At 44.3% G+C, this 12,897-nt stretch carries 9 protein-coding genes; 3 read left to right on the forward strand and 6 right to left on the reverse strand.

The window, feature by feature from the left end:
- Positions 1–112: 112 nt before the first annotated feature.
- The 3 genes from QUA99_RS14100 to QUA99_RS14110 form a co-directional block, all read right to left on the reverse strand.
- Positions 113–793, reverse strand: coding sequence for a response regulator transcription factor (locus QUA99_RS14100; protein WP_333237483.1), 681 nt, complete (start codon positions 791–793; stop codon positions 113–115).
- Positions 790–2,244 (reverse strand): HAMP domain-containing sensor histidine kinase, encoded by a 1,455-nt coding sequence (locus tag QUA99_RS14105; protein ID WP_333237484.1) that lies wholly within the window; start codon positions 2,242–2,244, stop codon positions 790–792. Before QUA99_RS14105 ends, QUA99_RS14100 begins: the two co-directional genes overlap by 4 nt.
- Positions 2,245–2,447: 203 nt before the next feature.
- A complete protein-coding gene (locus QUA99_RS14110; RefSeq protein WP_333237486.1) occupies positions 2,448–3,059 on the reverse strand; it encodes a cupin in 612 nt (203 codons plus the stop codon).
- Positions 3,060–3,380: 321 nt separating this feature from the next.
- Between QUA99_RS14110 and QUA99_RS14115 the strand changes: the two genes are divergently transcribed.
- The 3 genes from QUA99_RS14115 (at position 3,381) to QUA99_RS14125 (ending at position 7,386) form a co-directional block, all read left to right on the forward strand.
- Positions 3,381–4,133, forward strand: coding sequence for a YHS domain-containing (seleno)protein (locus tag QUA99_RS14115; RefSeq protein ID WP_333237489.1), 753 nt, complete (start codon positions 3,381–3,383; stop codon positions 4,131–4,133).
- A 245-nt stretch (positions 4,134–4,378) separates the two neighbouring features.
- Positions 4,379–6,652 carry a glycosyltransferase gene (locus tag QUA99_RS14120; RefSeq protein WP_333237491.1) on the forward strand — a complete coding sequence of 758 codons (2,274 nt, stop codon included), beginning with the start codon at positions 4,379–4,381 and terminating at the stop codon, positions 6,650–6,652.
- 32 nt (positions 6,653–6,684) lie between these two features.
- Entirely contained in the window at positions 6,685–7,386 is a 702-nt protein-coding gene (locus tag QUA99_RS14125; RefSeq protein WP_333237493.1) for a DUF4079 domain-containing protein, read from the forward strand.
- A 195-nt stretch (positions 7,387–7,581) separates the two neighbouring features.
- Here the strand turns inward: QUA99_RS14125 and QUA99_RS14130 are convergent, their stop codons facing one another.
- From QUA99_RS14130 to QUA99_RS14140, 3 genes are all read right to left on the reverse strand, one after another.
- Positions 7,582–8,460, reverse strand: coding sequence for a sugar ABC transporter permease (locus tag QUA99_RS14130; protein ID WP_333237495.1), 879 nt, complete (start codon positions 8,458–8,460; stop codon positions 7,582–7,584).
- Positions 8,461–8,654: 194 nt separating this feature from the next.
- Positions 8,655–10,118, reverse strand: a complete 1,464-nt coding sequence (locus QUA99_RS14135) for a CIA30 family protein (protein ID WP_333237498.1) — start codon at positions 10,116–10,118, stop codon at positions 8,655–8,657.
- Positions 10,119–10,240: 122 nt separating this feature from the next.
- On the reverse strand, positions 10,241–12,763 hold the full coding sequence (locus QUA99_RS14140) for an ATP-binding protein (RefSeq protein WP_333237500.1): 2,523 nt from the start codon (positions 12,761–12,763) through the stop codon (positions 10,241–10,243).
- Positions 12,764–12,897: the final 134 nt, after the last annotated feature.

Consider the following 12,897-nt stretch of genomic DNA (forward strand, 5'->3'; position numbering starts at 1 on the left):
TAGCCAGTCTATCGGGGACGGGCGGGACGCCCATCCCACAACAGTCATGAAAAGTGGATTTTATTTAATTCTCATCCCTTAATCTGCCAAGTATTTGTAAATCCTCCCCTCATCACTTTTGCTCTCGCAACACGTATCCAACTCCCCGAACCGTATGCAGCAGGCGTTTTGAGTTGCTTACTTCTAGCTTAATCCGTAACGCCCGAATATACACTTCAATAATGTTTGACTCTCCCATAAAATCGTAACCCCAAACTTTTTCTAAAATTCGGTCGCGGGTAATGACTTGACGGGGATTTTGCAGCATAAATTCTAACAAATCAAACTCTTTGGCAGTGAGTTCAATTAGTTGACTGCCTCGATATACTTCACGGGTTAAACCGTTCAAAATTAGGTCTTCAAATTGTAATTTTTCCGGGTCATTGGGTTGAGTGCGGCGCAGACGTGCTTTTACTCTCGCGAGGAGTTCTTCCATACTGAAAGGCTTAGTAACATAATCATCGGCTCCAGCATTTAATCCCGTCACGCGATCGGGTACTTCATCTTTTGCTGTTAACATAATTATTGGTACTTGAACACCAGTCGATCGCAACCTTAAACAGATGTCTAATCCAGAGATACCGGGAAGCATCCAATCTAAAATTAATAAATCCGGTTGAGCATCACGAGCGATCGTTAATCCATCCAATCCATTTGGGGCGACAGTGACGTGATATCCTTCAAGAATAAGTTCAGATTCGATGAACTTTGCCAGTTTAGGGTCATCTTCAACAAGGAGAATACGATCGCTCATAGCTGCGGATTCCAGACAGGTAAGGTGATAGTAAAAATACTACCTTCTCCCGGTTTAGATCGGAGCGTAATACGTCCTTCCATGCCTTCGATCAGGCTTTTGGCGATCGCCAATCCCAACCCCGTACCGTCTCTAGAGCGCGTCATTGACTCATCCACCCGGTAAAACCGCTCAAAAATCCGGTTTTGATGGGGGAGAGAAATACCAATTCCGCGATCGCCCACATGAATCATCACCTGCTGTTCCCTCTTTTCTAAGACTAACTCAACTGGTTGTTCGGGAGCGGAATACTTGATGGCATTATCGACTAAGTTAATTAACACTTGTTGTAAACGATCCTGATCCGCACAGGCTACAACATCCTCATCATTTGACACCAAAATAATTTTTCGATTGCTAACTTTTTGACTCATCTGGGCTACCTCAGCCACCAGAGTATTCAATATCACCGGATTCAAACGAAAGTGCAAGTTGCCACTATCAGCCCTTGCTAAATCGAGCAAATCTTCTAACATCCGAATCGTGCGTTCAGTTTCCCCAACGGCTGTTTCCAGTGCTTGTTGCTGATAGTCACTTAAGTTAGTGCTGCGTCGCAGCAAACTTTGTAAATAACCAACTACAACCGTCAGAGGAGTGCGTAATTCGTGGGAAACATTACCGACAAATTGGCGTTGCTGCTCCCAGGAACCAGACAATCGAAACAACATCTCATTAAAGGTTTGCGCTAGTCCTAAAATCTCATCAGGAGCCTGATGCAGTTGGAGTTTTGCCGCCTGCAAATTATCAGCAGACAAAGTGCTAGCTACCTGACTCATATGTTCCAAAGGATGGAGAGCATGACGAATGCGACTGGCGATCGCCAACATTAACACTAAGATTACCACAATACTGACAACAATTAGACTGCGAATCCCATCATTTAATTGACGTTGCTCATCAGTGATATCTTGAGAGAAATATACCGTACCCAGTAACTCATTTTTTATCCTCAGAGTTCTACTACAGATCACCAAATAGCGATCGCCCACCTCAACAAAAGTCGGCTCAGCAGGTACTTCCGTCAACGAGATCATCTTCGTAATCTTAGAAGATTGCAGATCCATATCAGGAGAATTTACCAAAAGCATCCCATCATTTCGCTTCACCCACACCATGATTCCTCCTGTGGAAGCTTTATGCACGCTTCGGGTTAAGCCAATTTCTAGTGAACCCATTTCACTATAAAGCTCAACTTGTTCGGGAAAGCGTATTCCAATGTATTCCAGAGTTTTTTTATGAGCGCCGACTAGATTTTGCGACCTTTGCCAGCCGGCCCAAAATGCCACACTGCTCAGTGCTAAAATCGAGAGCACCAGCAATTCCAGCGTCAGGCGAAACTGAAGCGAAGAGGTGGAAATTCGCTTGCCCGCGAGATGGTTGATAGCGGCTCTTACTTGGCGAATTAGCTTCATTATATCGTCAGGTAGTGAGGATAATTAAGCATTAAAATTAGTAAAAATTCTAACTAGATTATTCCTGAACGCACTGTGCGGTCAGAAACCGGGTTTTTTTACGAAAATCCTTCGTTATAGCCCGGAGATTCGCTAAAAAACCCGGTTTCTTTGGTATGAGTGCGTCCAGGACTATAGATCAAAAAAATCATTAGAATGCACCCTTAAAAGTTTTCCGCAGTACCTTTAATCCGATCAAACTCAAATCGTCGATCGTAATCTGTTACACCATAAAGATTAAAACTAATGGTTGGTCGATCTCCCAGTGCTTCCACATGATGAATCGCATCTGGCATTAAGCACAAAACGTCACCAGGAGCAAGCAAAATATCTCCCACTGTTGTAATTTTATCGGGAAAGTTGCGAGTTGGCGATCGCTGCCAAAAAGTATTTTTCTCCTGTCCATCAAGTAGCGCCACCAATCCCCAACTCGCATGATTGTGAATGGGAGAAACTGCACCCGGAGCCCAAGCCACCAACTGCACCGTCAGAGGAAAAAATGGTTCATCATAAAGGGTTTGTACTGCCCAGCCTGTCTCAGAGTCAGGCTCGATGAAAGCAATTTGAAACCAGGAAGAACTATCTAACAACCTGCGAACAAGGGGACAAATTGCCTGGAGTCGTAAATAATCATCACTAATTTGCTCTAATACATCTTCCAAGTCAGTTAAAAAGCGGTAAAGTCGGTAGGGATGGGTCAAATCTTCAATTTGACTTGTAGCCTCAAAAATATTGCACTGTCCATCATCAGTCACTAACCAGTCTTTTCCTGTCATAATTTCTCAACTCGCGGTTAAATTACTGCACTACTAAAAGATAGTCAGGATTAATCTCCACTCTATAAGACATTCGGGGTAACTAGATGATGCGTTCCTAATTTCCAGATGAATTTTTGCTGAAGAAAGTGGTGTATAAAGTATTCAGAGTTTTATCTCCCATCCATCTCTTCCTCATCTAGCACTCATTTTCTTGAGCGTTAATACAAATAACCTCAAGTCTTGAGGACAAAAACAAGCCAGCATAATTCCCAGAAAGCAAGAACTCTCAAGCAAACATCTGGCGTGGAATTACTAACAATTTATCGGGAAATTAGACACATGAAAGTAAAATACATTACCACGATCGCCATTGCCACCATTCTAGGTTTGGTAACAACTAATGTTAGCTACGGCAACTTCAAGGCTTCAACAAACTCAAACTCTACAACAGTTTCATCCAAGGTTGCACAATCCAATCCTTGTGCTGGTAAAGCCAATCCTTGTGCGGGTAAAGCCAATCCTTGCGCTGGTAAAGCCAATCCTTGTGCGGGTAAAGCCAATCCTTGTGCGGGTAAAGCCAATCCTTGTGCGGGTAAAGAAAATCCTTGTGCTGGTAAAGCCAATCCTTGTGCGGGTAAAGCCAATCCTTGCGCGGGTAAAGCCAATCCTTGTGCGGGCAAAACCAGCACAGCAACCGTTCATCCTCAATTCTACACGGAAAAAGGTATGGCTCTTGATGGTCAGGATGTCGTAGCCTATTTCACCCAAAGCAAATTAGTTATGGGAGTTAGCCAATTTAAACATAATTGGGGTGGAACAACTTGGATGTTTGCTAGTGCAGCAAACCGTGATATGTTTGCTAAAAATCCTGAAAAGTATGCTCCTCAATACGGTGGATATTGCGCCCAGGGAACCAGTGAAGGGCATCTTGTTGTCAGCCAGCCTGACGCCTGGAAAATCGTTAATGGGAAGCTTTATCTCAACTACGATAAAACAGTACAAGCACAGTGGATGGGGGATATCCCTGGTCACATTGCTTTAGGAAACAAAAATTGGCCCGCTATTCTGAATAACAAAGAACTGTTCCGCTAAGCTCAAATATAACTTAGGGCGGGCGGGACACCCCACAAGAAACTGTCTGGTGGCACAGGCATCTTGCCTGTAGCTGCTTAGGGCGGGCGGGACACCCCACAACAAATTTGAGCTCTGGTGGCACAGGCATCTTGCCTGTAGCTGCTTAGGGCGGGCGGGACGCCCACCCCACAACAAATTTGAGCTCTGGTGGCACAGGCATCTTGCCTGTGGCGCCAATTTATAGAATTTGCTGAAACAAAATTATGACTTCATGGCTTAATTATTTGGGCTTTCATCATCGAGATAGTATCCCCAGAAACCGAATACCGATCGCCACCATCGTCATGTTAGCTTCAGTTATGTTAGCGGGTGGACTCGTCGCTGCTTGGTTTTCCGGTAACGGCACTCTCGATCGTCTATTTGCCCAACTCCAAGCAATGCAAAATCATCCTCCCATGTGGCTGCAAGTGCCGATGGTAATGGGGGAGTATTTGCTAACACCTACGATCGCTCTGCTGGCGATTTCCCTGCTAATTATGAGGGTTTCGCCCGTACCCCGAACCTGGTCGCGGGTTGTAGTTGTGGGAATTTTGTTGATGTTGGTGATGCGTTATCTGCTGTGGCGATCGCTCACAACCTTAAATGTATCCGCTCCATTAGATGGAGTCTTTAGCATTGGGTTGTTTCTTCTAGAAATTTTCCTCTTGCTTACCAATATCCTTCAGTTATTTTTGATGTTGTGGGTAAAGGATCGCCGGAGTGAAGCCAATCGGTTGGCGATCGATGTGGTCGAGGGTCGATTCACGCCATCGGTTGACATTTTGATTCCCACTTATAATGAGCCTGCCTATATTCTCAAACGCACGGTAATTGGTTGTCAAGCCCTCGAATATGCCAATAAAAAAATATATCTGCTCGATGACACCCGGCGTGAAGAAATCCGGCAACTTGCAGAGGAATTAGGGTGTGAATACATCACTAGACCTAATAATTTTCATGCGAAAGCAGGGAATTTGAATCATGCCTTAGCTTATATTCGAGGAGAGTTGATAGTTGTATTTGATGCCGACTTTATCCCTACTAAAAACTTTCTGATTCGCACCGTTGGTTTCTGCCAAGATCCCACAGTGGCCCTGGTTCAAACGCCTCAAAGTTATTACAATGCTGACCCCATCGCCCGTAACTTAGGCTTAGATAACGTTATCACCCCGGAAGAAGAGGTTTTTTATCGCCAAATTGAACCGCTCAAAGATGGTGCCGGCAGTGTAGTTTGTTCGGGAACCTCCTTTGTTGTGAGACGCAGCGCCTTAGAACACGCCGGAGGATTTGTCACCGAATCTCTTAGTGAGGATTATTTCACCGGCATTCAACTCTCTGCTAAAGGCTATCGCTTGGTATATCTCAATGAAAAACTCAGCGCTGGTTTGGCTGCTGAAAATATTTCTGCTTACGCCACTCAACGCCTGCGCTGGGCCCGGGGAACTTTACAAGCTTTTTTTATTGATTCCAATCCCCTTACTATCCCCGGACTAAACCCCCTTCAGCGACTCGCCCATTTAGAAGGACTCCTGAATTGGTTTAGCAGCATTCCGCGCATAGGCTTTCTATTGATGCCCTTAGCTTATTCCTTCTTGGGAGTGATTCCGATCCGAGCCAGTGTTCCAGAAATGTTGTACTTTTTTCTGCCCTATTATTTAGTGCAGTTAGCGGTTTTCTCCTGGTTGAATCATCGATCGCGATCGGCATTACTGTCTGATATTTACTCACTGGTACTAGCGTTCCCGCTGGTTCTGACCATCATTCAGGTGATGCTGTTTCCCTTCTCCAAAGGATTTAACGTCACAGCCAAAGGCACTGTGAGCGATCGCTTTTCCTTCAACTGGAAGTTAGCGCTACCGTTGCTGCTATTATTTATTCCAAATGCGATCGGTCTGTGGCACGTTTTGGGAACCTGTTTGATTCAAGTTCAGATGAACGCCTCAGAGCCTGAAATCATCCAGCAGCTTAAAGGATTGGGGATTGGTTGGATTTGGAGCGCCTACAACCTTTTAATTATCAGCATCACGCTGTTAATATTGTTAGACGCTCCTAAATCCGATCGGTATGAATGGTTCGATTTGCGTCGATTGGTACGGCTGGCAGTTGATGGAAAAGTTATGTGGGGCGTTACTACTTTCATTTCTGAAGTGGGGATTCATGTAGAGATGACTCAAGCCGGATTCCCTTCACTTACTTCAGGAGAAACGCTCCCAGTCACCCTCAAAATTATGGAAGATAATTTGAGGCTACCAGGACAGATAACTAAGGTTGATTTTAGTAATGAATTTCCCTCGGTACACATCCGTTTTGACAAATTGGCTCTGCCCCAACATCGATGTTTGGTGGAGATGTTGTTTTGTCGTCCGGGTCAATGGAAACGCCCTTGCGCTCCTGGCGAGTTAAAGTCTCTCTTCCTGCTATTTGGGATTTTATTGAAGCCTCGGGTTTTGTTTGACCGCGATCGGGCGATCGATTTCGTGAAAATCTCAAAAGTTTAGTTTTATCAACTTTAAGAACGAAAAGGTGCTGTATGGAATTTAAAGATTTTATGGCTTTAGTTCATCCTATTTTAGCTGTAGCGATTGTTTTTCCTATGCTTGGTATTGTTCTCAATATGGCGTGGCAAACTATGCAGCGTCGCAAGCAAATTGCGATCGACATCAAGAGCAAAATTCCACCTGTAGTCGGTCCAGAACACGTCAAAGCAGGTCGAATTCTGTCAGGTTCTGTGATAGGAGTGACGTTGTTGGGTCTAGCCTACCCGATTTTTGAGCATATTTTGAGCAAGGATGTTTGGAGCAAAAACTCCTTTCAGGTCATTTTCATTGTGCTGATGTTTGTTGCAACTATCGCCTCTTTGGTCATGCTATATCGAGCTACACCCGCTTTATGGCGCGGCATATTTGCGACCCTAACAGGTACTGGTTTGGTGATTCTTGGCACTCAAGAAGGCGTTTATCGGCGAACCAATGAATGGTATTGGTCTCACTACTATATTGGCATCACCGCTGCGCTAATTATGGTTTTCTCCCTTGCCATCATTCAAGACATTTACAAAGACCGCTCAAATCGCTGGCGCACTATCCACGTGATCTTGAACTCGATCGCTGTGCTGCTCTTTCTGGGACAGGGAATGACCGGAACCAGGGATTTATTAGAAATTCCTCTGAACTGGCAGAAACCCTATATTTATAGCTGTGATTTCGCCAATAAGACCTGCCCAAAGCCGTGAGCGATCGCATTACTTCGAGATTCCAGAACTTACCCATTAAGACCAAAGAAACCGGGTTTTTTACCGAATCTGTGGGCGACAATGCAGAATTGTCGTAAAAAAACCCGGTTTCTGACCGTACAGGTTCAGGACTATATTCACGTCAAACCGAGTTTATGAAGCCCCGATTGCGTCAGTCCTAATCAGTAATACATCTTAATCATTGCGAGTCAAACTCTGAAGGCTAACTTGCAAAATCGACAAACCCAAAATTAGCAAAAACAAAACCAGCCCGATCGTACAAGCGTAGCCAATTTCCAAATCATTAAAAGCCCGTTCGTACAGATAATAAACAACAGTCTTAGAACTATTACGAGGCCCGCCCTGAGTCATAATATAAACTTCTTCAAAAACCTTAGTAGCAGAAATCGCCGAAATTACCGCAACTAAAACTAAATAAGGCTTCATCAGCGGCACAGTAATATCCCAGTGCTTTCCCAAACCCTCAGAACCATCAATAGCAGCCGCCTCATAAAGTTCTGCCGGAATAGCTTGCAGCCCAGCCAAATAAATCACCATGTAATAACCCAATCCTTTCCAGATAGTAACTGCCATGACGCTAAAGATTGCTAACTTCGGATTAGCCAGCCAAGAAACAGGAGGTAAACCCAACAATTCCCCCAACTGATTCAGCAGTCCAGTCTCAGCAAACAGCCACTTCCAAGCAATCCCGGCGACAACCATGGAAATCACCGCCGGCGTGTAGTATGCGGCTCGAAACCAGTTCATCCCCTTAAGTTTTTGGTTGCACAAAATCGCCATTCCCAACGGCACAACAACCAATACAGGCACAACGCAGGTGAGATACAGCAGCGTATTCGTCAAAGTTTGCCAAAATGTGCGATCGCCCCACAACCTGTAAAAATTCTTCAACCCCACCCACTGCGGCATTTGAGTTAAATCATATTCGTAATTGGTAAAACTCAAATAAAAAGCTTGCACCGCCGGCCACAAAACAGTCAAACTCAAAATAAATAAAGCCGGAAGTAAAAACAAATAAGGCGTCAAATAGCGTCGGGAAAAAGTCACAGACATAGTAATTGGTAATTGGTAATTTTACTCGTTTACTCGTTAACAGGCTCTGCCTGGTAACGCATATCCGGAGGCTCTGCCTCCAATTTTCCTACTAACAAGCGAGGCAGAGCCTCTGGACATTGATTCCCAGGCCTAGCCTGGGAACCAGTTATAAATCACCAAGCGTACCCCATTTTACTAAGAAGTGCTATATGTTATTTAACTCCAGAAAACAAACCCTGCCAGTCTCCGGGAGAAGTGGCATTTTCCCCCTCTTTCACCTCAAAAGTAACGTTGCAAGCTTGCGGTTGTTCCAAAGCCTCCACGCACAATTCTGCAATATCTTCCCGACTGACTTTACCCCTAATATTGTCTCCTTGCTCAAATATTAAAGCTTTGCCTCCGGGTTCTTCAGTCAAAGCGCAAGGTCTGACAACAGTATAAGGTATGCCGCTCGATCGCACGCAATCTTCCCCTTTCAACTTCCAAGTCAAAATTCCCCCCAACATATCATTCATCCTGACAGCAGGCGGTTCTTCTTCCAAGTTAATTCCCGGGCGGCCCGGGCGGGTAACTCCTGCCGAACTCACCATCACAAATCGCGGCAAATTCTGTCCCCCATCAGCTTTAACAGATTCTAACTCCAGTTGAAAAAGACCCGGTGTAAATTTCGGGTTTAACGCGCCGTCATATTCAAATTTGCTCAACATTAACTGAAAAGAAAAAATACTGCTGGCATCAAATTTAGAGCCATCCTTAACAGTTTTGGCGCGGAATACTGGAATTAACTTATCAAAGGGAACGGTGACAGTAATCCAGATATTGTAAACAGTATCAAACGAATAGCAATAGCCAATTCCATCCCATTTAGCTTCGCTGCGAACAATCAATTTGTAGCGCTTGCCGTCTCCTTTGACGCGCAGTTGGAGGCCGCTAAATCCTGCGAGATTAAGCGGAGGATCGAAGTTGCGGGTACGCACCGAAGCAAAGCCGCCCGAGTTTGCAGTAGAAACATTCCCTGTGAAGATAGCTGTATTGTCTGTAAGTACGATCGAACTTTCGCTCGTGCCGCCCATCACGATGTCGTCGAGGGCCCCCCAAGTTTCTTTTAAATCTTGGCTGGGTTTTGTGAAGTCAAAAATTGTTTTTTCGCCTGCTTGAATTAGCTGGCGGCGAACAGCTTGCACTAAATTATTGATGCCTTTGTATTCGACTATTTCGGGAACATCCACAACTTCAGGCATATAAAATTTGATGCCTTGATAGTATTTTTCCCGCGTTGGGGTGTCTCCTTCTATCGGTTGAACTTTAGTACCTGTACAGCAGATAACCGCTTCTACGCCCTCGGTTACTAGCGGTGTTAGGGTTTCTGGCAGAGTGATATCTCCTTCGACTAACTCGACATTTTTGCCGAGAATTTCTGTTGCTCTTTTAGCATCTCTGACGAGGCAGCGTACTCTATATCCCCGCTGTTGCAGCCGCTTGACAACTCGCTTCCCGACGCCGCCGGTGGCACCGGCTACCAGTATCAGTTTGGGTTGGTCTTTTTTAGTTTTGCTGCTGCTTCCAAAGAGTTGTTGCAGCCAGCTAATGCTGCCAATGAAGGGAATGACGCCGAAATAAGCCAAGGTTTTGAGAAACCGGCCGGCATCCCATTGGGCGGTTTTTTTTTCAGTCATACTAGCTTCCTCTGAATTGGCTCAAATCTACTTAGCTGCTTTTGTATTTTAATCGAATTTTCGATTTTTGAATTTGGTCGATTCCCTACTTTCGGGATAGCTTCGTTCGCGCGGACTTTTTTTCACTTGACAGTGGGTTTAGGATGAGTTTGGTTCAAGGGAATCTCAATAATAAACTCGGTTCCCTCTCCGGGGGCTGAAATGCAAGTCAATTTGCCGCCGTGTTGTTCCACCACAATTTCGTGGCTAATCGTCAAACCTATCCCCGCACCTTTGCCCACAGGTTTTGTGGTAAAAAACGGCTCAAATATTTTCTGGCGAACTGTTTGGGTCATGCCCCAACCGTTGTCCTCGATCCGAACTGCTACGGCTTTTTCTCCCGGACAAATTTCAGTCACGATCCGAATTTGTCCGCACTTGACTGCCTCTTCTTTGTCCCCGCAGTGCGACGATAAATTATTGTTGACAAACGCATCTTCGAGAGCATCAATTGCATTTGTCAGTACATTCATAAATACTTGGTTGATTTGAACTGGGTAACACTCAACCAAAGGCAGAGAGCCATATTTTTTGATGAGATGAATTGCTGGGCGATCGGGCTTCGGTTTGAGTCGGTTGCTCAAAATCAACAAAGCGCTGTCCAATCCGTCGTGAATGTCAACTGGTTTAATGTCTGCTTCGTCAATTCTAGAGAAGTTTCGCAGCGACTGAACTATCTCGCGGATGCGGTTAGCTCCTACTTTCATTGAACCCAGCAACTTCGGTAAGTCTTCAACTATAAACTCTAATTCTACTGCTTCTATTTGTGCTTGAATTTCTGGCGAAGGCGAGGGATAGTGCTGGTCGTAAAGCTGCAATAAATCGATCATTTTTTGACTGTATTCATTAGCATAGCTAAGATTTCCGTAGATGAAGTTAATCGGGTTAGTGACTTCATAAGCAACCGCCGACACTAACTGTCCCAAACTTGACATTCTTTCGCTTTGCACCAATTGAGTTTGCGCCCGCTTAAGCTCGGACATCGCTGTTTTTAAATGAGCAGTTTTTTCGCGTTCTCTGGCGACTGATTCTTCTAGTGCTCTATTTAATTTTTCTAGTTTGGCTACTTGGCGTAGCACGATATTAATCATTGCTGTTTTCAGTTCCAATGCAGCGTCTATTTCGCATTTTTTCCAAGGCAACGATTTGTACCTTACATTTTCTTTCCACAGCTCGAAGGATTTCCGAGGAGACAGTCGATGGCTGCCATCTTCCTCTATTTGAACTGGTTTGTTGGGGTTGCCCGCCCAATTTACTGTCTTAATTACTTCCGGGCGAAACCACAAAACGTATATTTGCTGAGTCGGCGATATTGCTATGGCCAAACACCCGCTGGCCGTGTCTTTAAATTCCTCAGCTTCTGGATAGCATTTTGTCAGCGAGTCTGTATAAAATATTTCTTTATTTAAATGCTCTTGCACCCAATTAGTTAAGTATTTGAGCGCTTCTCCTTGAGGTGTTTGCCCTACTTGATAGCAATTGTCTCCAAATACTATTGCTGCTCCCTGGGCGTTGACTGCTTCTAGCAAATTATGCTGACATTTAATTAACACTTCTGACAAGTTTTCGGACGTGGATATGTCTTCAAAAATCTTGGTTTGAATGGATTTTAAGTGTAGTTTGTAGTCGTAGTCTTCGTTTCCTTCTTTGGATTGCAGTTCTAAGGACATTACTTGCCCGATAAATTCGCAGGCGGCGCGCAATTCATAGTTGAGGTATTTTGGTGTATAGTTGTGACAAGCAATCAATCCCCACAGTTTTTTATCTTTGATTAATGAGATTGACATCGAAGCTGCAACGCCCATATTTTGCAGGTATTCTATGTGAATGTGAGAAACGCTTCTCAACACGCTGAAACTGAGGTCGGTGGGCTGGGTGGTGACATGATTGTTTGCTGAAACAAGGGGGACGGGTTGATAATTAATATCTGGGATTAACCTCAGCCAATTTAACGTATACAGTTGTCTGGCTTGTTTGGGGATATCTGAACTTGGGTAGTTTAATCCTAAGAAAGGACTCAGCATTTCTGCTTTGTCTTCAGCGATCACAGCGCCGTTGCCTTCGCGGTCAAATTGATAGACCATCACTCTATCAAAACCAGATATTTTTCTGACTTGTTCTACAGTTATTTGAGATAATTCCTTGAGATTTTGGGCGCTTTGAATTTTGCTGATAGTGGCTCTCACTGAATGATAAAAACTAAAAACAGAAAGATTTTCTGGGTTTGTGGCTAATTCCAACTCGACCATCAATACTTCTTCTACTCGGTGGAGGATGCAGTCAAATTCTAAATATTTACCTTTGTTTATGACAGAGAGTTTAATGGGATTAACGGTTTTTAAGTTTTCATTACACAAACAAAGCTTGAGTTTTTTTAGTTGAACTCGATTGAAGAATAAGCTCAAATTTCGACCGATCGCACTTGCCGCCTCGACTCCTAACAAATCTTGCGTATTTTCGCTGGCTTGCAGTATTTCTAGTTCAGGTTCTCGTACAACAAGTAGCACCCCGTGCGGCTGAATGTGCCCCGATATGTGAATGGGTTCTCTGTCGCAGTTTGTCAAGTCAACTTCTTCGAGTGCGGGAATTGTGATTTGTAGATCCATTTTCTTTGTCTTCCGCTGTAAAATGTCGAGAGGGTTCTAATGATTTGAGATTTGAGAGCAAATTAGCTTTTCCATAATAATCTCATATTGTTCGATCGCATAACTGATCGATCCCTGGACGGACACTGAGAATC

Source organism: Microcoleus sp. F10-B2, assembly GCF_036704965.1.
Lineage (GTDB): Bacteria > Cyanobacteriota > Cyanobacteriia > Cyanobacteriales > Microcoleaceae > Microcoleus.